Annotated in this window: 19 protein-coding genes; 9 read left to right on the forward strand and 10 right to left on the reverse strand. The window is 60.6% G+C overall.

The features are described 5' to 3' along the window. Window positions 1–30: 30 nt before the first annotated feature. Complete coding sequence (locus CAF79_RS17275) at window positions 31–849, reverse strand: TonB family protein (RefSeq protein WP_085698947.1); 819 nt, start codon at window positions 847–849, stop codon at window positions 31–33. Window positions 850–1,928: 1,079 nt separating this feature from the next. On the opposite strand from CAF79_RS17275, the gene CAF79_RS17280 reads away from it, so the two are divergent. Next, the gene (locus tag CAF79_RS17280) at window positions 1,929–2,552 is read left to right on the forward strand and encodes a glutathione S-transferase (RefSeq protein WP_085698949.1); all 624 of its coding nucleotides are present in this window, start codon (window positions 1,929–1,931) and stop codon (window positions 2,550–2,552) included. Window positions 2,553–2,710: 158 nt separating this feature from the next. On the opposite strand, the gene CAF79_RS17285 is transcribed toward CAF79_RS17280, so the two are convergent. Next, window positions 2,711–3,151, reverse strand: a complete 441-nt coding sequence (locus CAF79_RS17285) for a CBS domain-containing protein (protein ID WP_085698951.1) — start codon at window positions 3,149–3,151, stop codon at window positions 2,711–2,713. A 189-nt stretch (window positions 3,152–3,340) separates the two neighbouring features. Between CAF79_RS17285 and CAF79_RS17290 the strand changes: the two genes are divergently transcribed. Further along, the gene (locus CAF79_RS17290; RefSeq protein ID WP_170929745.1) at window positions 3,341–5,701 is read left to right on the forward strand and encodes a DNA polymerase II; all 2,361 of its coding nucleotides are present in this window, start codon (window positions 3,341–3,343) and stop codon (window positions 5,699–5,701) included. Here the strand turns inward: CAF79_RS17290 and CAF79_RS17295 are convergent. The 3 genes from CAF79_RS17295 to CAF79_RS17305 all read right to left on the reverse strand — a co-directional run bounded on the left by CAF79_RS17295 (window position 5,666) and on the right by CAF79_RS17305 (window position 8,227). Further along, window positions 5,666–6,136, reverse strand: a complete 471-nt coding sequence (locus tag CAF79_RS17295) for a DUF1810 domain-containing protein (RefSeq protein WP_085698955.1) — start codon at window positions 6,134–6,136, stop codon at window positions 5,666–5,668. The genes CAF79_RS17290 and CAF79_RS17295 overlap by 36 nt on opposite strands. Before the next feature lie 29 nt (window positions 6,137–6,165). Further along, on the reverse strand, window positions 6,166–6,987 hold the full coding sequence (locus tag CAF79_RS17300) for an aldo/keto reductase (RefSeq protein ID WP_085698957.1): 822 nt from the start codon (window positions 6,985–6,987) through the stop codon (window positions 6,166–6,168). A gap of 91 nt (window positions 6,988–7,078) precedes the next feature. Then, complete coding sequence (locus CAF79_RS17305; protein WP_085698960.1) at window positions 7,079–8,227, reverse strand: aldose epimerase family protein; 1,149 nt, start codon at window positions 8,225–8,227, stop codon at window positions 7,079–7,081. A gap of 246 nt (window positions 8,228–8,473) precedes the next feature. Between CAF79_RS17305 and CAF79_RS17310 the strand changes: the two genes are divergently transcribed. From CAF79_RS17310 to CAF79_RS17325, 4 genes are all read left to right on the forward strand, one after another. Beyond that, window positions 8,474–9,223 (forward strand): hypothetical protein, encoded by a 750-nt coding sequence (locus tag CAF79_RS17310; protein WP_085686885.1) that lies wholly within the window; start codon window positions 8,474–8,476, stop codon window positions 9,221–9,223. An 81-nt stretch (window positions 9,224–9,304) separates the two neighbouring features. Next, entirely contained in the window at window positions 9,305–10,519 is a 1,215-nt protein-coding gene (locus tag CAF79_RS17315; protein WP_085698962.1) for an MFS transporter, read from the forward strand. A 104-nt stretch (window positions 10,520–10,623) separates the two neighbouring features. Continuing rightward, window positions 10,624–11,409 (forward strand): sulfite exporter TauE/SafE family protein, encoded by a 786-nt coding sequence (locus CAF79_RS17320; RefSeq protein WP_011335062.1) that lies wholly within the window; start codon window positions 10,624–10,626, stop codon window positions 11,407–11,409. 212 nt (window positions 11,410–11,621) lie between these two features. Beyond that, a complete protein-coding gene (locus CAF79_RS17325) occupies window positions 11,622–12,188 on the forward strand; it encodes a DUF4174 domain-containing protein (RefSeq protein WP_085698964.1) in 567 nt (188 codons plus the stop codon). A gap of 72 nt (window positions 12,189–12,260) precedes the next feature. Here the strand turns inward: CAF79_RS17325 and ampC are convergent, their stop codons facing one another. Beyond that, on the reverse strand, window positions 12,261–13,427 hold the full coding sequence (ampC, locus tag CAF79_RS17330) for a class C beta-lactamase (protein WP_085698966.1): 1,167 nt from the start codon (window positions 13,425–13,427) through the stop codon (window positions 12,261–12,263). Between the two features lie 158 nt (window positions 13,428–13,585). Between ampC and CAF79_RS17335 the strand changes: the two genes are divergently transcribed. Beyond that, window positions 13,586–14,458: a LysR family transcriptional regulator gene (locus tag CAF79_RS17335; RefSeq protein ID WP_085698968.1), complete on the forward strand. Its 873-nt coding sequence runs from the start codon at window positions 13,586–13,588 to the stop codon at window positions 14,456–14,458. A gap of 121 nt (window positions 14,459–14,579) precedes the next feature. Here CAF79_RS17335 and gudD read toward each other — a convergent pair whose 3' ends face one another. Together gudD and CAF79_RS17345 are read right to left on the reverse strand one after the other, a co-directional pair. Further along, window positions 14,580–15,923 carry a glucarate dehydratase gene (gene gudD, locus CAF79_RS17340; protein WP_085698970.1) on the reverse strand — a complete coding sequence of 448 codons (1,344 nt, stop codon included), beginning with the start codon at window positions 15,921–15,923 and terminating at the stop codon, window positions 14,580–14,582. 14 nt (window positions 15,924–15,937) lie between these two features. After that, on the reverse strand, window positions 15,938–17,284 hold the full coding sequence (locus CAF79_RS17345; protein WP_085698972.1) for an MFS transporter: 1,347 nt from the start codon (window positions 17,282–17,284) through the stop codon (window positions 15,938–15,940). A gap of 366 nt (window positions 17,285–17,650) precedes the next feature. Between CAF79_RS17345 and CAF79_RS17350 the strand changes: the two genes are divergently transcribed. Further along, window positions 17,651–18,364, forward strand: a complete 714-nt coding sequence (locus tag CAF79_RS17350; protein WP_085698974.1) for a FadR/GntR family transcriptional regulator — start codon at window positions 17,651–17,653, stop codon at window positions 18,362–18,364. Window positions 18,365–18,387: 23 nt separating this feature from the next. On the opposite strand, the gene yegQ is transcribed toward CAF79_RS17350, so the two are convergent. Next, window positions 18,388–19,716 carry a tRNA 5-hydroxyuridine modification protein YegQ gene (yegQ, locus tag CAF79_RS17355; protein WP_085698976.1) on the reverse strand — a complete coding sequence of 443 codons (1,329 nt, stop codon included), beginning with the start codon at window positions 19,714–19,716 and terminating at the stop codon, window positions 18,388–18,390. A 156-nt stretch (window positions 19,717–19,872) separates the two neighbouring features. Here yegQ and CAF79_RS17360 point away from each other — a divergent pair, with 156 nt between their 5' ends. Then, on the forward strand, window positions 19,873–20,934 hold the full coding sequence (locus CAF79_RS17360; RefSeq protein WP_085698978.1) for an AI-2E family transporter: 1,062 nt from the start codon (window positions 19,873–19,875) through the stop codon (window positions 20,932–20,934). On the opposite strand, the gene CAF79_RS17365 is transcribed toward CAF79_RS17360, so the two are convergent. Next, on the reverse strand, window positions 20,931–21,113 hold the full coding sequence (locus tag CAF79_RS17365; protein ID WP_085686588.1) for a hypothetical protein: 183 nt from the start codon (window positions 21,111–21,113) through the stop codon (window positions 20,931–20,933). The two genes, CAF79_RS17360 and CAF79_RS17365, sit on opposite strands and share 4 nt — an antisense overlap. Window positions 21,114–21,179: the final 66 nt, after the last annotated feature.

Here is a 21,179-nt window from a genome sequence, read left to right on the forward strand (position 1 = left end):
TAATCGGTTGTGAGTTCGGTTGTCGCGCCGTCATTGCGGCAATTTGAAATCGATGGTCTGGGTGGCGAAGCCGTCGATCGGTGTGTCACCGCGTTTGGCCGGAATGAACTTCCAGGCCTTCACCGCCGCGACCGCCGCGTCATCCAGTTGCGGCTTGCCGCTGGACTTGGTCACCGTCACCGAGCCTGCGCGACCGTTGGCCAGCACCTGAATCCGCAGCACCACGCTGCCTTCCCAGTTGCGCCGCAGGGCCAGCGACGGGTATTCCGGCGGCGGGTTGCCGAGGCTGGCGAGGCCGGATATCGCCGCCGTCTCTTTCACCGGGCCCGGTGCCGCCGCAGGTGCCGGTGGCGCGCTCGGAGTGGCCGGGGCGGCAGGCGCAGCCGGTTGCGCAGGGGCGGGCGGCGCTTTCGGCGGCTCGACCTTTTTCACCGGTTTGGGTTTCTCGACCGGTTTCGGTTTTTCGATCGGCTTGGGTTTCTCCACCGGTTTGGGCGGCGGCTTGACCGCGTCCTCGTCTTCCACCGGTTGTTCCGGCTCGGGCGGGGGCGGTGGTGGGGGCGGCGGCTCCGGTGTCGGCGGGGCCGGAGGTGTCGGGCTGGTCAGCTCGACGGTCATTTCCGGAATTTCCGGTGGCGTGGGCAGCGGCTCGGCCCGGGCCTGCTGGAAAAACCACCAGGCGCCGCCGTGTATCAACGCCGACACCGCCACCAGCAACAGCATCTGCTGTTTGTTCAGGCCGCCGGGCTGTGAAGTGTTGGCCTGATAGACGGGCCGATCCGCCACCGACGCAAGCGCTGCGTTCGGTAATGGCCCCGGCGGCGTTCTGTGCTTTACCGCATCGTTCATTAAAGCTCCCTCGGGTGGATGAAGGGCAATAAGGTGCCGTTCGAACAACACAGGGTTGTTCGAGTGAGTGGTCGCAACTTTCATACAGGTGTGCAGAAGCCGATAGTTGAACTATCTATTGAACAGGGCTTGTGCAGCTTGTTGCTTCAGTAATGCCGACTTCGATGGTTCATTGATCCGGTCCGTGGCTGTTCTTTTATAAGTGAGTGTGCAATTGAGTGGCGAACATCATTCTTGCCCTCATGGTTGATGCAATAGCAACCGCTGTGCCAAAGAGTGACCAATTGTGTAGCGGTTATTTTACGGATGATACCTGTGTCGCATTTATATAAGTTTCATTGAGTACACCGGTTTTCATGGGCGCATAACCTCCCGACGGCCCGGTTTGCAGGGCTTTTTTCGGGGCGAGACAGGCTTGGCGCGGTATCGCGCTGTTCAGCGAGATAGAGCGGCTGTTCTCGTGTCGGCCAGGACGCTTGATGGTGCGTGGCGGACTGATTTGGTGCGGGTCAGTGTTTTAGCGGGTCACAGGCGGTATTCCTTGTTCTTGTCTAAATAAAGTAAGGCTCGGGGTAATGATTGAAAGTGCAGTTTTGGTGCGCTTTGAACATTAAAGCCGAACGATGAAAGTTGTATCGATGTGCTGTCTGGAAGTTATTGTCGAACAATGTGTTGTTGCATTCATTAATGCAGCGCGCACGCAATGACTTCTTGCGTACTATTTAAAAAATAAATAGTGCAGGCGTTCAGGTAATAAAAGGAATGCACGGACTGTTCGCAGGACGAACACGGCGCAGGTACACGGGGACGCAGAGAAGAGTGTGGCGCAGCAGATGAAGATTCACGCGGTGAACTCCTTGTTGCCAGCTCGGATACGCGAACTTTTGGTTCGGTATCGCACCTTACAAGAACGCGGATAGCGTTCGCTGATTGCTCTTGGTGCGGGATGGGCACCGCCAGCGCTGTTTTGCGAGATCAGGGATTCGCAAGCTGCCGATCAATGCGCAATCCGTGCCAAATTCGATACAACAGCTATAAATAGGCCCAGGCAGGATGCCTTTCGCAGTGGAGGAGGGGTTATGTATCAGCTCTACGGACATCGCAATTCAGGGGCGGCGGCCATCGAGGCTGCGCTCGAGCTGTGCCAGGTGGCTTACCGCTTCATCGATATCGAGGCCAGCGCGGAAGCGGCGCAGGAGCTGGCGCGGCTCAACCCGCTCAAACAGATCCCGACCCTGCAACTGCCGGACGGCAGTGTCATCACCGAAAGTGCGGCAATCCTGATTCATCTGGGGTTGAGCTTCCCGCAATCCGGTCTGCTGCCCGCCACAGGCGCTGATCGGGATCAGGCGATTCGCGGTTTGGTGTACATCGTCAGCAATTGTTACGCGGCCATCGGCGTCATTGATTACCCCGAGCGCTGGCTGGTGATGCCGGACGAGGCCTCGCGGCAGAATCTGATGGCGGGTGCGCGGGAGCGACTGCACTGGACCTGGGAGGTGTTTGCCGACCAGTTCTCCGCCGAGCTGTACCTGGACGATGAAACGCCAGGGGCGCTGGATGTGCTGGCAGCGGTGGTCACGCGCTGGGCCGGTGCCCGCGAACACCTGCGCCAGGCTCGACCCGGTTTCCATGCGTGGCTGCAGCGCATCGACCGGCACCCGGTACTGGCGCCGGTCTTTGCGCGGCATTGGCCCGGTTAAGAAATCGAATCAGATGGTGATCGTTCCCACGCTCTGCGTGGGAATGCAGCCCGGGACGCTCCGCGTCCCAAAGCGTGACGCAGAGCGTCACAAGAGGCATTCCCACGCGGAGCGTGGGAACGAACATCAGGAGCGTGGGAACGATCAGGGTGGCGGCATCACTCGCCGCGAATGTACTGCTCCAGCTGTTTGATCAGCTCGGCCTGTTCGGCGATCGCTTCCTTGACCAGGTCGCCGATCGACAGCAGGCCGATCAGTTTGCCGTCCTCCACCACGGGCAAGTGACGCAGGCGTTTGTCGGACATGATGCCCAGGCAGGTGTCGACGGTCTGGTGAGTGTCCACCGTGATCACGTTCGCCACCATGATGTCGCGCACCGGCGTGCCCACCGACGAGCGCCCGTGCAGCACCAGTTTGCGCGCGTAGTCGCGCTCGCTGATGATACCCACCACTTTTTCGTCTTCCACCACGAGCAAGGCGCCGACGTTCTTCTCGGCCATTTTCATCAGCGCTTCGAGCACCATGTGATCGGGCTTGATCTGGTGCACTTCCTGATTTTTCTGATCTTTGAGCTTGAGCAGTTGGGCGACGGTTTTCATGGCGGTTACTCAGGTGTTGTCGTTGTTCTTCAAGCATCGTAGACCGTGGCGCACAGAGCAAGGTCGCAAAACGGCAGATAACACGCAAAAAACGTCATTTGACCGGGTTTTTCATGGCGAGGCCTTTGTCACCGGTTACGGCAATGCCGCGTAGAATGCCCGTCTGAATCAATTCTTGAGGTCGCAGTGGTGGATTTACAGCAGGGTTTTGTCCTGACCCGGCATTGGCGCGACACCCCGGCCGGCACTGAAGTCGAGTTCTGGCTGGCGACTGACGCCGGCCCGCGCCGTGTGCGTCTTGCGCATCAGTCGTCGGTGGCGTTCATCCCGGCGGCGCAGCGTGAGCAGGCCGAGCGGGTGCTGGCGGACGAAAAGAACGTCGAACTGCGCCCCCTCGCTTTGCAGGATTTCGAGCATCGCCCGGTGCTTGGGCTGTATTGCCAGCAGCACGGTCAGTTGATGCGCCTGGAGACCACGCTTAACCGCCACGGTATCGACGTCTACGAAGCCGATGTGCGACCGCCCGAGCGTTACCTGATGGAGCGCTTCATCACCGCGCCGGTGTGGTTCGGCGGCACGCCCGATGCCGACGGTATGTTGCTCGACGCCCACCTCAAGCCTGCGCCCGACTATCGTCCGCAATTGCGCCTGGTCTCGCTGGACATCGAAACCACCGAGCAGGGCGAGTTGTATTCCATCGCGCTGGAGGGCTGCGGTGAACGCCAGGTGTACATGCTCGGCGCACCGAACGGCGATGACAGCATCGTCGATTTCGACCTTGAGTATTGCGAATCGCGCACCCTGATCCTCAAGAAACTCAACGACTGGTTCGCCCGTCACGACCCCGACGCGATCATCGGCTGGAACCTCGTGCAGTTCGACTTGCGCATTCTCCATGAACACGCCCGACGCCTCGGTGTGCCGCTCAAGCTCGGGCGCGACGGTGAGGAAATGCAGTGGCGCGAACACGGCAGCCGCAATCATTACTTCGCAGCGGCGGCGGGGCGGTTGATCATCGATGGTATCGAATCCCTGCGTTCGGCGACCTGGAGTTTCCCCTCGTTCAGCCTGGAAAACGTCGCCCAGACTCTGCTCGGCGAGGGCAAGTCGATCGACAACCCGTACCAGCGCATGGACGAGATCAACCGCATGTTCGCCGAGGACAAACCGGCGCTGGCCAAGTACAACCTCAAGGACTGTGAACTGGTCACGCGGATATTTGCCAGGACCGAGCTGCTGAAGTTTTTGCTCGAGCGCGCGAGCGTCACCGGTTTGCCGGCGGATCGCAGCGGCGGCTCGGTGGCAGCGTTCACGCACTTGTATATGCCGTTGATGCACCGTCAGGGTTTTGTGGCGCCGAACCTTGGTACCAATCCGCCGCAGGCCAGCCCCGGCGGATTTGTCATGGACTCGCAACCGGGGCTGTACGAATCGGTGCTGGTGCTCGACTACAAGAGCCTTTATCCGTCGATCATCCGCACCTTTCTGATTGACCCGGTGGGCTTGATCGAAGGCTTGCAGCATCCGGATGACGCCGATTCGGTGCCGGGTTTTCGCGGTGCGCGGTTCTCTCGCACCCGGCATTGCCTGCCGTCCATCGTCGCCCGGGTCGCCGAGGGCCGCGAGACCGCCAAACGCGAGCACAACGCGCCGTTGTCCCAGGCGCTGAAGATCATCATGAACGCCTTCTACGGCGTGCTCGGCTCCAGCGGTTGCCGGTTTTTCGATACGCGACTGGCGTCCTCGATCACCCTGCGCGGCCACGAAATCATGCTGCGTACCCGGCAGTTGATCGAGGCTCAGGGCCACGCGGTGATTTATGGCGATACCGATTCGACCTTCGTCTGGCTGCGTCGCCCCCACGGTCAGGAAGAGGCGGCGAACATTGGCCGGGCGCTGGTGCAGCACGTCAACGACTGGTGGCGCGAGCATGTGCGTGAGCAGTACGGGCTGGAAAGCGCCCTCGAATTGCAGTTCGAAACCCATTACAAACGGTTCCTGATGCCGACCATTCGTGGCGCGGAAGAGGGCAGCAAAAAGCGTTATGCCGGCCTGGTGACCCGCGCCGACGGCAGTGAGGAAATGGTCTACAAAGGCCTGGAGACCGTGCGCACCGACTGGTCGCTGCTGGCCCGGCAGTTTCAGCAGGAGCTTTACGAGCGGATTTTCCAGCGCAGGCCGTATCAGGATTACGTGCGCGAGTACGTGCGCAAGACCCTGGCCGGTGAGTTCGACGAGCGACTGGTTTACCGCAAGCGCCTGCGCCGCACCCTCGACGACTACGAACGCAACGTACCGCCGCATGTTCGTGCCGCGCGGCTGGCCGACGATTACAACGCGCAACACGGTCGCCCACGGCAATACCAGAACGGTGGCTGGATCAGCTACGTCATCACCCTGGCCGGCCCCGAGCCGCTGGAAGTGCGCCGCGCGGCCATCGACTACGACCACTACATCACCCGCCAGCTGCAACCGGTGGCGGATGCGATCCTGCCGTTTGTCGACGACGATTTCTCAACCCTGATCGGGGGGCAACTGGGCCTGTTTTGAGTCCAGCAGTTGCAGGGTCCATTCGTCCTGGATGCCGTGGAAATAACGCTCGAGCGCCTGATGCCAGAGACTGTCGTCGTCCGCGAACTGGGCGAACAACGTCATCGATGAGTGGAATTTCAGATCGTCCGGGTGGCCGAAGATGTCGGCAATCGAGCGTTGCTGCACATTCAGTACAAGCTGCGTGCAGGTCCGCAGCCGGGCGCCGAGCAGTTCATGGGCCAGATAGGCTCGAGCTTCCCCGGCGGAGCTGATGGCGAACCGCCGCGACATCTCGCTGCCCCCGAGCCCGGCGAACTGCGGGAACACGAACCACATCCAGTGGCTGCGTTTGCGGCCCTCGTCGAGCTCGCGCTGGACCCGTTCGAACACCGGGTCCTGGGCGAGCACGAAGCGTTGCAGGTTGAATGGATCGTCCTGATCAGTGCTTCTCATGGCGAAGCCCTCTGTCAGTCGGCGGTGGCTCAGACCATGGCCAGCCGCTGCTTGCGTTGTGGCGCGTGAAACGCCTGGTCCAGCGCCGCCAGATCCCCGGCATCAAGTTGCAGCTGCGCCGCCTGTGCATTGAGCTGCACGTGTTCCGGGCGCACGGCCTTGGGAATCGCAATCACGCCATCCTGACGCAGAATCCACGCCAGCGAAACCTGTGCCGGGGTCACGCCGTGACGAGTGGCAATCTGTTTCAGCACCGGCTCGGCCAGCATCGCACCGCCCTGGCCGATCGGGCAGTACGCCATCAACGGCATGCGCGCTTGCTGGCACCACGGCAGCAGGTCGAATTCGATGCCGCGTTCCTCCAGGTTGTACAGCACCTGATTGGTGGCACAGACCGAACTCGACAGCTCCTCAAGATCGTCGACATCGAAGTTCGAGACGCCCCAACGGCCGATCTTGCCGTCTTCGCGCAAACGCTCGAAGGCCTCGACGGTTTCGTCCAGCGGATACTGGCCGCGCCAATGCAGCAGATAGAGATCGATGTAATCGGTGTCGAGCCGGCGCAGACTGCGCTCGCAGGCCTGGGGAATGCCTTTGCGGCTGGCGTTGTGCGGGTAGACCTTGCTCACCAGGAACACTTGATCGCGCAGGCCGGCAATGGCCTCGCCGACCACGCTTTCGGCACCGCCCTCGGCGTACATTTCGGCGGTGTCGATCAGGGTCATGCCCAGTTCGATACCGCTGCGCAGGGCGGCCACTTCACGCTTGTGCGCCGAGCGGTCTTCGCCCATGCGCCAGGTGCCCTGGCCAATCACCGGAACCTGCACGCCAGCCAATTCGAGGGTACGCATTCAAACCTCCTTTCTGAAACGGTCGATACCTTGAGTGGGCAGCAGGATAGCCCACGGGTTCCGTCCGGTTCCAGAAAGGAGGCGGGAGTGGTTACCTGGTGGAGAACTTCAACACCACGCTTTGGGTATAGGTCTGGCCGGGATCGAGGCGGGTACTCGGGAAGTTCGGCTGGTTCGGCGAATCCGGGTAGTGCTGGGTTTCCAGGGTGAACGCACCCCAGTGCGGATAGACCTTGCCACCCTTGCCCTTGACCGTGCCGTCGAGGAAGTTGCTGGTGTAGAACTGCACGCCAGGTTCGGTGGTGAACAGTTGCAAGTGGCGGCCCGATTGCGGGTCGCTGACTTCGGCGGCGAGTTTGCTGACGTCACCCTTGGTGTCCAGCGCCCAGTTGAAATCGAAGCCACCCTGTTTCTCTTCGGCGAATTTCAGTTGCGGATGATCGGCCTTGATGTGCTGGCCGATGGCGGTGGGTTTGGTGAAGTCCATCGGCGTGCCGGCCACGGGGGCCAGTTCGCCGGTCGGGATCAGTTTGGCGGTGACCGGGGTGTAATGGCTGGCGTGCAGGGTGGCGACTTGCTTGAGGATGTCGCCATTGCCGGCGCCGGCGAGGTTGAAGTAGCTGTGGTTGGTCAGGTTGAGCACCGTGGGTTTGTCGGTGCTGGCCTTGTAGTCGATGCGCAGCTCGTTGGAGTCGGTGAGGCGGTAGGTCACTTCGGTGGTGAGATTGCCGGGGAACCCCATTTCACCATCCGCCGACAGGTAGGTCAGGGTCACGCCCACCGAATCCTTGTCTTTGGTTTGCGTTGCCTTCCAGACCTTTTTGTCGAAACCCTGAGTGCCGCCGTGCAAGGCGTTGGTCTTGTCGTTCTGTGGCACTTGATAGCGTTTGCCGTCGAGTTCGAAGGCACCATCGGCAAGACGATTGCCGAAGCGGCCGATGGTGGCGCCGAAGTACGCGGTGCCTTTCTGGTAACCCTGCACATCGTCGAAGCCGAGGACGATGTCGTCGAGCTTGCCGTGTTTGTCCGGCACTTGCAGCGCCTGCAAGGTGGCGCCGTAGGTGATGACCGTGGCCTGCATGCCGTGGCTGTTGCGCAGAATGTATTGCTCGACGGGCGTGCCGTCATTGGTCTTGCCGAAGGCTTTGTGTTCGCTGGACAGGCCGGCGGCCTGGGCGGAGAGAGTGGCGATCATCAGGGACAGTCCGAGGCCGCAAAGTGAGTGTCGGGATTGAAGCATGGTTGACCTTCCTTTTTGTTGTTGTTTTAAAAATCTCTAAATAGTCATGCTAATTGATGTTCAGGTGAAGATTTATAGCGGATTAAACGGTTAATGCAAAAATAAAGTCGGACTAAATTCCTTGGGCATTGTGAACCGAAGATCGGGAATCCACGCCGGCACTGCACTTTTGCGAAATCCCCGGCTCTATCCATGGCCAGGGTGCGGTGACTTCCGCCGCACAGGAACGTGTCCGTCAAAGAATTCATGCCGAGAGTTTTGCACCCCATCGCTGCATTCATTCATCGCCCGTGCCTGCTGCTGGCCTGCCTGTCGACGCTGTTGCTCGGCGGTTGCAGCCATCAGGACGGCAACAACTTCATCACCCAGATGCGCGAGGGCAGGCCGCAGGAGTTTCTTCAGACCAGCGTCGATCGCATGGCCACGCTGGCGATGCGCGACAACCTCGACAGCCTCTATCGCTTGATGGGCAAGTTGTACCTGCGCAACCCGGACGAGTTGCGCAAATCCGGTTTTCTCGACATTCGTACCGCGGTCAAACAGGTGCGGCTGGCCGTCGAACAGCAACAACCGTTGCCGACCCTCGGCGGCAAAAAAGACCTGGCCGCGCTGAGCTATGCCATGAGCCCTGAATTTCTCGGCGACCGGGTCGGCGCGTTCATCTATGCGATCGGCAGCATGCTGGTCACCGCCCACGGCAACCGCACCGAGTTCTACATGACCGATGCGATCAACCCGACCTTCGTCAACAACGCCGCGCGCAACATCGAGAAAGCCACGTGGATCCTCGCCCAGCGGCAGAACAAGGAAGGCCAGCCGCTGCTGTTCTCCAACGAGATTTCCGAGGAAGGCAGCAATCTGAGCTTCGCCACGGAGTTCGGAAAAATCGTGGCGCGCCTTGATTTGCTGACCCAGATGCTCGACGAGCGCTACCGGCGCATCGGCCTGAATTACGCCCAGAGCCTGCTGTTTTTGAATTTCTTGCCCGTGCAGTGAGCCTGGTCGGGTAGAGTGGCGGACGATTGTGTTTGTATACAATTTTCTGTCCGATTTGACTCAAAGGGAGCTGCAACCGTCATGACCGACCCCGCAAGCGCCGAATACTCGAGCCTGGAACGTGCCGCCCGCACGGACAAACTGCCTTACGCCGCGCTGCTGGCGTTTGCCATGACCGGCTTCATTGCCATCCTCACTGAAACCCTGCCCGCCGGCCTGTTGCCGCAGATCGGCGCCGGCCTGGGCGTCAGCGAAGTGCTGGCCGGGCAACTGGTGACGCTGTATGCGCTGGGCTCGATTGTCGCGGCGATTCCGCTGACGGTCGCCACCCGCGGCTGGGGGCGCAAGCGGGTGCTGCTGATGACAGTCGGCGGGTTTCTGCTGTTCAACACCATCACCACCGTTTCCAGCCATTACGGTTTGACCCTGGCCTCGCGGTTTCTGGCCGGGATGGCGGCGGGGCTGTCGTGGGGGATCATGGCCGGTTACGCGCGCGGGATCGTGCCGGTGCATCAGCAGGGCCGGGCGCTGGCGATTGCCATGCTCGGCACCCCGGTGGCCCTGTCGCTGGGTACGCCGGCCGGCACCTGGCTGGGCAATGCAATCGGCTGGCGCGCCTCGTTCGGGATCATGTCGGCACTGGCGCTGGTACTGGCGGCCTGGATCGTCATTGCCGTGCCGGATCGTCCCGGCCAGGCCCGTGCCGAACGGTTGCCGTTGATGCAGTCGCTGCGTTTGCCCGGTGTACGCCCGGTGTTGTTCGTGGTGCTGACCTGGATGCTCGGCCACAACATTCTCTACACCTACATCGCGCCGTTTCTGACGCAGGCCGGTCTTGGCGAGCGGGTTGACCTGGTACTGCTGGTCTTCGGCCTGTGTTCGTTGCTGGGGATCTGGATCATCGGCCTGCTGGTGGATCGCTGGTTGCGCGGACTGGCGCTGATCAGTCTCGCGGTGTTTGCCGTGACCGCGCTGGTGCTGGCACTGGTCGCCCCATCGCCCTGGCTGATGTATGCGTGCATGGCGGTATGGGGCCTGTCGTTCGGCGGCTCGGCGACGTTGCTGCTGACGGCCGCAGCGGACTCTGCCGGGGAACATGTGGATGTGGTGCAGGCAATGCTCACCACCTCGTGGAACGTGGCGATCGCCGGCGGCGGCTTGTTTGGCGGCTTGCTGCTGGACCGGGCAGGGGCGATGTCGTTTCCGTGGGCGTTGCTGATCCTGTCGCTGATCGCACTGGCTACCGTCTGGCTCAACAGCACCCACAGTTTCAAACCGGGCCGGCGGCAGCACTGACACTCAAGAAATGGCATAACGATAGATCGGATCGATATAGGTGGTTATAAGAAAAATCGCTATGCTGCGGGCCAGATTTTTCCTGTTGTCTTCTGGATGTCTTCATGGAATTGGCAAATTTCGGCCTGGTGATTGCCGGGCTGGTGGTGGGGTTCATCGTTGGCATGACCGGTGTTGGCGGCGGTTCGTTGATGACGCCGATCCTGCTCTGGTTCGGCATCAATCCGGCCACGGCGGTGGGCACGGATCTGCTGTACGCGGCCATCACCAAATCCAGCGGCGTGCTGGTGCACAGGAAAAACAAGAATATCGACTGGGCCATTACCGGCTGGCTGACCCTGGGCAGTGTCCCGGCGGTGGCGATGACCTTGTGGTTCCTCAGCACCCTGCACACCGCGCCGGACGCGATGAACGCCATCATCAAGCAGGCACTCGGCTTCGTGCTGTTCGCCACCGCGCTGGCGATTCTGTTCAAGAAGCGCCTGCTGGAATTCGCCCACAAACGTGCCGGCGGCAACTACAACCCCAGCGGCGCGCGCTTGAATGTCATGACTGTGATCACCGGTCTGATCCTGGGCACCATGGTCGCCCTGACCTCCATCGGCGCCGGCGCCCTCGGCACCGTCGCGCTGTTCATCCTTTATCCGCTGCTGCCGACCCGCCGCCTGGTCGGCACCGAAATCGCCCACGCCGTACCGCTGACCCTGGTCGCCGGCCTCGGCCACGCGAGCATGGGCAACATGGACTGGGGCGTGCTGGGTTTCCTGCTGGTGGGCTCGTTGCCGGGCATCTGGCTCGGCAGCCACCTGACCGGCCGCGTCTCCGATGAGCTGCTGCGCCCGTGCCTGGCGACGATGCTGGTGTTGATCGGTTACAAGCTGGCGTTCTGATCGGCGAGCATCTATGACCCCGAAGGCTCAAGCATCCGGCTGACGCGGTCATAAAAGGTAAACAAACGGGCGACAGGATCGCGCCCGTCCGGTTGCGCAAAACCGGTGCTGACCTAAGCTTTGGGCAAGGCGAAACACTTTTGCCGGGCACCACCCGGAACAATCGCCGCGATGCGCAATCATTAGAGCGTGGATATCAAAAGGAGATGCGCATGCTCATCAGGTCACTGACCCTGACACTCTTGCTGGCGATTGCCGGCCCCCTGTTCGCCGCCGACGGCGATTCCCCTCTGGACGTCGACAAGGGCATTAACCGCCCGGTGATCGTGATCGCTTCCAGTACGGTCGATTCTTATTGGGTCAGCCTGAAAAAAGCGCTGGACGACCCGGCCAACAAACAAGGCATCGCCGACCGCAAGATCAAGGTCTACACCATCCTGAGCATGAGCGGTCAGGTCGATGGCAAAAGCATGGAGCAGCAGCAGACCATGGCGTTGCTGCGCTCGCTGAAGCTGGGCGCCGGGGCGTATCCGAAAGTGTTTCTGGTGGGCAAGGATGGTGAGACCAAACTGTCGGCTTCGGGGGAGGAAGCCGCGACGGTCGACCTGAAGAAAATTTTCGACACCATCGATGCGCTGCCTGCCGCCGAGAAAGAAACCACTTCCACCGTAGTGACGGCGCCGGCTGCTGCAGAACCGGCCCCGGCCAAAGGCGCGAAAGGGACAAAACCGACGAAGCCGACCAAACCGGCCAAGCCACCGGAAATGCCGGATGATTGAAGGCTTGATTCAGGCGGGAACAGAAAGGAAAAATGGGCGACCTTCTCAGGTCGCCCATTTTTTATGGCGTGATTACCGGGTCAATTCACCCAGAATCCTGTGCGCAATCTTCACCCGCTCTCCATTCGGATAATTGCGGTTCGCCAGAATCACGATCCCGACTTTTTTCGATGGCACGAACGCGACATACGCGCCGTAGCCAGCGGTGGAACCCGTCTTGTTCAGCAGCACGTTCGCCGGTTCAGGCTGTGGCGGATTCAGCCATTTGACCTTGTGCGGTTCCATGGCCATTGGCGTCGAGTTGCCGTCCAGCAGGCGTTCGAGGCTGATCGGGTAGGCGTAGCGTTCCCAGCCCAGGCCCTGGGTCATGTCACCAACGGTGTAGTAGCCGGAGTGGGTGAGGGCGATGGCTTTTTGCAGCGGTGTTTCGAGTCTGGTGGTGTCGAGGTTGGCCTCGACGTATTGCAGCAGGTCGGCGGCACTGGTTTTTACGCCGTAGGCTTCGGAATCCAGTGCGCCGGGGCTGACGCGAACCGGTTGGTTGGTCTTGTCATAGCCCTGGGCATAGAGCTTTTGTTCAGACGCGGGCACCGACAGGTAGGTGTGCTTGATTCCGAGTTTCGGCAGCAGGGTTTCAGTCATGACTTGATTGAATGGCTGGCCCAGGCTTTTCGCCGCCAGGTAACCGAACAAGCCAATGCTCGGGTTGGAATACAGACGCTGGCTACCGGCCGGAAACGTCGGTTTCCAGTGTTGGTAATAGCCGAGCATCTTGTCGGCAGAATCCGCGGCATCCGGAAATTGCAGTGGCAGGCCACCGGCGCTGTAGGTGCCCAGTTGCAGCAGGCTGATGTGGTCGAAGGCGCTGCCTTTCAGCTCGGGCCAGTGCTGGCTGGCCTTGTCGGAGAATTGCAGTTTGCCGCTGGCCTGGGCGTAGGCGGCGAGGGTTGCGGTGAAGGTTTTGCTCACCGAGCCGATTTCGAACAGGGTGTTTTCATTCACCGCTTGCCCGGTGCTCTTGTCGGCGACCCCGTAGTTAAAGTAATGCGCCTTGCCATCGACGGTCACGGCCACGGCCAGCCCCGCGATGTCCTGTTGCTGCATGACTGGCGTCACAGTGGCCTTGACCAGCGCTTGCAACTGGTCGTCGGTTTGCGGGGCGGCCAGGCAAGTGGCTGCGCCGAAGAGGAGTCCAAAAGCGCTGAAGGACTTGAGTTTGTTCAGGTTGATCGAAGACATGCTTGAACCACTCTCCATGAGTGTTGATGGTGTTATCCCGCTACACTGCGAGCGTTTTTCATCGGGTTGCTGATCAGCGCCGCAAATCTAGGCAGTCCCGCGTCTTTCGACAAACGATGAAATCTCGGACGAGCCATTAGAAAAATTTGGGATTTGGCATGATTCGACCTCAATTGCCATTAAATGCATTACGCGCTTTTGAAGCTTCCGCGCGCCACCTCAGTTTCACCCGTGCCGCCGTGGAGTTGTGTGTGACTCAGGCGGCCGTCAGCCATCAGGTCAAAAGCCTGGAGGCGCAACTCGGCGTGATCCTGTTCAAACGCCTGCCCCGTGGGCTGATGCTGACCGGTGAGGGCGAAACCCTGCTGCCGGTGCTGACCACATCGTTCGATCATATTGCGCAAATGCTCGAGCGTCTGGCGGGCGGGCAATATCGGGAAATGCTTACGGTCGGTGCGGTGGGCACCTTCGCGGTGGGCTGGTTGTTGCCGAGGCTGGCGGACTTTCAGGCGAAACATCCGCTCATAGATTTGCGGCTGTCGACCAACAACAATCGGGTGGACGTCGCCGCCGAAGGCCTGGATTACGCGATCCGGTTCGGCGCCGGGGCGTGGCACGGCATCGAGGCGACCCGTTTGCTTGAGGCGCCATTGTCGGTGCTCTGCGTGCCGGAAATTGCCCGACAGTTGCACACGCCGGGGGACCTTTTGCAGCAACGTTTGTTGCGTTCTTATCGCACCGATGAGTGGCCGGAATGGTTTCACGCGGCGGGTCTGGCGACGCATGCCGCGCCGCCCCAGAGCATTGTGTTCGACTCGTCGCTGGCGATGATGGAAGCGGCGCTGCAGGGCGGCGGGGTAGCGTTGGCGCCGCCGTTGATGTTTGCCCGGCAACTGGCGGCGGATTTGATCCGCCAACCCTTTGCCATCGAAATCACCACCGGCAGCTATTGGCTGACGCGCTTGCAGTCACGGCCGGAGACTTCGGCGATGGCAGCGTTCAAGCATTGGTTGCTGGAAATTTCAGACTAGTGAACGTCCTTGTGGGAGCGAGCTTGCTCGCGAAGACGGCCTCAAATTCGAAAAATTTATCGACTGACGCTCCGCCATCGCGAGCAAGCTCGCCCCCACAGGGTATTGCGGTGAATCCGGCTTAGCGCACCAGACACGGCTTCTTGTTATCGAACGTCCAGCCCGGAATCAGAAACTGCATCGCCACGCTGTCATCCCGCGCACCCAGCCCCATGCCTTTATAGAGCTCGTGGGCCTTGGCCACCTGATCCATGTCCAGTTCCACGCCCAGCCCCGGTTTCTTCGGCACCTGTACGCAGCCGTCAACGATTTGCAGCGGCGCCTTGGTCAGGCGCTGGCCGTCCTGCCAGATCCAGTGGGTGTCGATGGCGGTGATGTCACCCGGTGCGGCGGCCGCGACGTGGGTGAACATCGCCAGGGAAATGTCGAAGTGGTTGTTGGAGTGCGAGCCCCAGGTCAGGCCCCACTCGTGGCACATCTGCGCCACGCGCACCGAACCCTGCATGGTCCAGAAGTGTGGGTCGGCCAGCGGGATGTCCACCGACTGCAACTGAATCGCATGGCCCATCTCGCGCCAGTCGGTGGCGATCATGTTGGTGGCGGTTTTCAGGCCGGTGGCGCGGCGAAATTCGGCCATCACTTCACGGCCCGAATAGCCGTTTTCCGCACCACACGGATCTTCGGCATACGCCAGCACATGATGCTGGTCGCGACACAGACGAATCGCTTCTTTCAGTGACCACGCGCCGTTTGGATCAAGCGTAATTCGCGCATCGGGGAAGCGCTCGGCCAGTGCTGTCACCGCTTCAATTTCGGCATCGCCGCTGAGCACACCGCCCTTGAGCTTGAAGTCCTTGAAGCCATAGCGCGCATGAGCAGCTTCGGCCAGGCGCACCACGGCGTCAGCGGTCATGGCTTGCTCGTGACGCACGCGGAACCAGTCGTTGTCGGCATCCGGTTCGCTGCGGTAAGCGAGGTCGGTTGCCCGGCGATCGCCCACGTAGAACAGATAGCCGAGCATCTTCACTTCATCACGCTGCTGGCCTTCGCCAAGCAGTGCGGCGACCGGCACATCGAGGTGCTGGCCGAGCAGGTCGAGCAGGGCGGCTTCGAGCCCGGTGACCGCGTGAATGGTGATGCGCAGGTCGAAGGTTTGCAGGCCACGGCCGCCGGCATCGCGGTCGGCGAAGGTCTGGCGCACCTGGTTGAGGATCTTCTGATACGTGCCGATCGGGTTGCCGACCACCAGGCTGCGGGCGTCTTCGAGAGTCTGGCGAATGCGTTCGCCGCCGGGCACTTCACCGACGCCGGTGTGGCCGGCGTTGTCCTTGAGGATGACGATATTGCGGGTGAAAAACGGCCCGTGGGCACCGCTCAGATTGAGCAGCATGCCGTCGTGGCCAGCCACCGGAATGACTTGCATCTCGGTGATGATCGGAGCTTTGGCGATGTCGTGTGCGGTCATGTCGGGTTGTCCTTTCAAGCGTGTTTCGGCGCGGTATCGGCCACGGTGACGTCAGGTGCGGATTTGGGTGTCATGCGGGCGGCGAACACGATGATGGCGGCGATGATCGAGGTCGCTGCCAGGCCATAGAGGCCGCCCTGGATCGAGCCGGTGTGTTGCTCCAGCAAGCCGAAAGTGGTGGGGGCGACGAAGCCGCCGAGGTTGCCCACCGAGTTGATCAGCGCGATCACGGCCGCGGCAATCCGCGCATCGAGATAGGCCTGCGGAATCGGCCAGAACAGCGACGATGCGGATTTGAAACCCAGCGCGGCAAAGCAGATCGCGACGAAGGCAAAAATCGGCCCGCCGGTGGTGGACATGAACATCCCCGCAGCGGCGATCAGCAACGCCGTGGCGACCCACGCCTGCTGGTGTTTCCACTTCGCCGAGAATGAGGCGAACGCGTACATGCCGATGATCGACAGCAACCACGGAATCGAGTTGAACAGGCCGACCTGGAAGTCACTCATCTCGCCCATTTTCTTGATGATGCTCGGCAGCCAGAAGGTCGCCGCGTAGATGGTCAATTGAATGAAGAAGTAGATCAGGCAGAACAGGATGATCTGGCGATCCTTGAGCAGTTTGCCCAGCGACGGCCGGATTGGCGTCGCGGCTTCGCGGGCCTTCTGTTCATCGTCGATGGCCTTGACCAGGGCGTCCTGTTCGGCGCGGGTCAGCCACTTGGCGTCGTGGGGTTTGGCGTCGAGCCAGAACCACACGAATACGCACAGGCAGACCGAGAACATCCCTTCAATGAAGTACATCCACTGCCAGCCGTGCATGCCCAGACCTTCGATCTGTAACAGCAAGCCGGACAACGGGCCGGAAATCAGCGAGGCCACCGCCGAACCGCTCAAGAAAATCGCAATTGCCTTGCCGCGCTCGGCTCCCGGCAACCAACGAGTGAAGTAGTAGATCACTCCGGGAAAGAATCCGGCCTCGGCCACGCCGAGCAGAAATCGCAGGATGTAGAAGTGGGTTTCGTTCTGGATGAACGCCATGCCGGCGGCCACCAGGCCCCAGGTGAGCATGATGCGGGTCAGCCAGATTCGTGCGCCGACCTTTTGCAGCAGCATGTTGGAAGGGACTTCGAACAGCGCGTAACCGATGAAGAACAGACCGGCACCGAAACCATAGGCCGCGGCACCGATGCCGAGGTCGTGTTCCATGTGGGTGCGGACGAAGCCGATGTTCACCCGGTCAATGTAATTGACGATGAACATGATGACGAACAGCGGCAGGACGTGGCGTTTGACTTTGGCAATGGCGGAGGACAGCGCGGAATTGGCGCCCTCGTTCATCCCGGCAATGGATGATTTCACTTGGTTTTCTCCCACTCGTTATTTTTATGCGGGGTTTGGCTGGATGTTGCGTTGTTGATAGACATCATACAACTGCGTTTTTTTGTCCTACAAGTGGGGGCGCTCAATCAAATTTATCTACGGCGAAGGTTTTTTATGCTTTTCTGGATTCGAAGTGCCGTATTTATTGGGCTTTAAAGGGTGGTTGCGGGGTTGAACTGTGGAGTGCCAGCCCAGTAAATGTGGAGTGATGGCGTGAAGGTATTGAAAGTTCTTAAACGAAAAATGGTTGTTGTCATACAAGTTGAGCGCTTGAAATCATAGGAGCTCATACAAGTCATCGTCTGCAGTGCTACGATCGGAATGCCCCGTTCACCGGATCCGACCATGCAAGAAGACCTCGACGCCCCCGCCCGCAAGCGCGCCCACAACCTGGCCCATGACCTGGTGGAGAAACTGACCCAGAGCATCCTGCTCGGCCAGATGCTGCCCGGTGACAAGTTGCCGTCGGAAAACTCGATCGTTCAGGAGTACGGCGTCAGCCGCACCGTGGTGCGTGAGGCGATTTCCAAATTGCAGGCGTCGGGGTTGGTGGAGACGCGGCACGGCATCGGCACCTTCGTGATCGAACGCGTGCCGGAGCAGGGGTTGCGGCTGAACGTCGACACCGCGCTGGGGGGGCGCAGTATTCTTGAATTGCGCATGGGGCTGGAGACGCAAGCAGCAGCACTGGCCGCGCAGCGTCGTTCCGAGCAGCAACTGTTGCAGATGCGTCAGGCGCTGGACGACTACCAGCGTCTATTGGCCAACAACGACAGTTGCGTCGAGGCCGATCGGCGCTTCCACTTGTTGATTGCCGAAGCCACCGGCAATGTCTGCTTCACCGAAATCATGCAGCATCTGGGCAGCGCGATGATCCCGCGCACTCGGGTCAATGCGGCCGAGCGAGGGGCGGTGGATTTGAGCAAGCTCGGGCAACTGGCGAATCTCGAACATGAAGCGATCCTCAACGCGATCAAGCGTCAGGACCCCGACGCGGCGCGCGCGGCGATGTGGCTGCACCTGACCAACAGTCGTGATCGGTTTTCAGCCACGAATTGAAGCCGCCGGTTCGATAGCTGCGTCTAAACAGCGCCGAGATCGCGCATCAACAAGCCGAAGCGCAGATCCACCGCATCCGGAATCGGCAGATAAACGGTGTGCCCATCCCCCGGGGCTACGTCGATGGTTTCGCCTTTGAGGTTCTGCAACTCATGCAGATCAAAATGGAAATTGCCCTTGGGTGTCATCAGTTCCAGGTGATCACCCAGTGCAAAGCGGTTCTTCACTTTGACCTCGGCCAGACGATCCCGGCGCTCGCCGGTCAGTTCGCCGACAAACTGCTGACGCTCCGACACTGAGCTGCCGTTCTGGTAGTTCTGGTATTCGTCATGCACATGGCGGCGCAGGAAACCTTCGGTGTAGCCGCGCTTGGCGAGGGATTCAAGATCGGTCATCAGGCTGCGGTCGAACTCGCGGCCGGCCACCGCGTCGTCGATTGCCCGGCGATAGACCTGGGTGGTGCGTGCGCAATAGAAGTGCGATTTGGTCCGGCCTTCGATCTTCAGTGAGTGCACGCCCATGCGGGTCAGGCGCTCGACGTGCTGCACCGCGCGCAGGTCCTTGGCGTTCATGATGTAGGTGCCGTGCTCGTCTTCGAATGCCGGCATCAGCTCGCCGGGGCGGTTGGCTTCCTGCAACAGGAACACCTGATCGGTGGGGGCGCCGAGGCCGAGGGTCGGTTGCGGTTCGAAGGTCTGCACGATTTCGCCGAGCTGGTTTTCCGTGGCTTCCTGCGCCGAATATTTCCAGCGGCAGGCGTTGGTGCAGGTGCCCTGATTGGCGTCACGCTTGTTCATGTAGCCCGAGAGCAGGCAGCGGCCGGAATAGGCCATGCACAGTGCGCCGTGCACGAACACTTCCAGCTCCATGCCCGGCACCTGTTCGCGGATTTCGCCGATCTCTTCCAGCGACAGTTCACGGGACAGGATGATCCGGCTCAGCCCCTGTTGCTGCCAGAACTCGACGCTCGCCCAGTTCACCGTGTTGGCCTGCACCGACAGGTGGATCGGCATCTGCGGAAAGTGTCGGCGCACCAGCATGATCAGGCCGGGGTCGGACATGATCAGCGCGTCCGGCGCCATCTCGATCACTGGCGCCAGATCCTTGAGGAAGGTCTTCAGTTTGGCGTTGTGCGGCGCGATATTGACCACCACGTAGAAGCGTTTGCCCTGGGTCTGGGCTTCGCGAATGCCGAGCGCCAGATTGGCGTGATCGAACTCGTTGTTGCGCACCCGCAGGCTGTAGCGCGGCTGGCCGGCATACACCGCATCAGCCCCATAGGCAAAGGCGTAACGCATGGTTTTCAGGGTGCCGGCGGGGGCGAGCAGTTCGGGAGTGAAAGAGGTCGTCATGGCGGCGTCGGTCGCAAAAGCGCGGCAGGGTAGAGCAGTTGCACCGAGGGTTTATTGATCTGGATCTATGCTCCATGAAGAAACAGGGCACTCGCGCCGACGCTGGCTGACTAAACGGGACGGGCGCGGGTGGCGCCTGACTGACCTGGACCGGACATGAACCAAAAGAGTCTGCAATTCAAATCCCTCACCGTGCTGCTATTGCTGGTGACGGTCGCCTTTATCTGGATCCTGTTGCCGTTCTACGGCGCGGTGTTCTGGGCGGTGATACTTGGCATCCTGTTTGCGCCGATGCAACGCCGGTTGCAATTGAAATTCGGCTGGCAACGCAACCTGACGTCGCTGTGTACTTTGAGCATCTGCCTGGTGATCGCGATCCTGCCGGTGATCGTCATCGGCGTACTGCTGGTGCAGGAAGGCGCGACGCTCTACGACAACATCGAAAGCGGCAAGCTCGATATCGGCGCGTATCTGGCGCAGTTCAAGCACAGTCTGCCGCCGTACTTTCAGCACCTTCTCGACCGCTTCGGATTGGGCGAACTCAATGCCTTGCGCGAGAAGATCGTCAAGGCTTCGATGCAGGGCAGCCAGGTACTGGCAACTCAGGCATTCAGTTTCGGCCAGGGCACTTTCGAGTTCGTGGTGAGTTTCTTCATCATGCTGTACCTGTTGTTTTTCTTTCTGCGCGATGGTGCCGATCTGGCGCGCAAGGTGCGCACGGCGATACCGCTGGAAGAACATCACAAGCGTCGTTTGCAGCTGAAGTTCAACCGCGTGGTGCGCGCGACGGTAAAGGGCAACCTCGTGGTCGCGATTACTCAAGGGGCTTTGGGCGGGGCGATATTCTGGTTTCTCGACATTCCCAGTGCGTTGCTCTGGGCGGTGCTGATGGCATTTCTGTCGCTGTTGCCGGCAGTGGGTGCGGGGATCGTCTGGGCGCCGGTGGCCGTTTACTTCCTGCTCAGCGGGATGATCTGGCAGGGCGTGGTGCTGGGATTGTTCGGGGTGTTCGTGATCGGTCTGGTGGATAACCTGCTGCGCCCGATCCTGGTGGGCAAGGATACCCGGATGCCGGACTACATGATCCTGATTTCGACGTTGGGCGGAATGGCGGTGTTTGGCCTCAATGGTTTCGTGATCGGGCCGCTGATCGCTGCATTGTTCATGTCGAGTTGGGCGCTGTTCATCGAAACCAGACCAAAAGTGCAGTTGCCTTAAGCCTTGAACGGGTCGTTGAGCAGTTGTTGCGACAGCGCCTGCGCCGCTGGCAAGGACGTGAGCGGGCCGCTGACGGGCTCGCCGTCGCGCACCAGATACCAGCAGGCGAGCAGGCCCAACTCTCTGAGCGATGCGGGAACGGCGCTACCGATAACGGACATGATTTGAACCTGAGCCATGAAAAGTACCTCCATCAATCTGTGGAGCTACCTTAGGGAATTGGCCGTTTCAGGGACAATCAACGC

Source organism: Pseudomonas sp. B26(2017) (assembly GCF_002113045.1).
In the GTDB taxonomy this organism is placed as follows: Bacteria; Pseudomonadota; Gammaproteobacteria; order Pseudomonadales; family Pseudomonadaceae; genus Aquipseudomonas.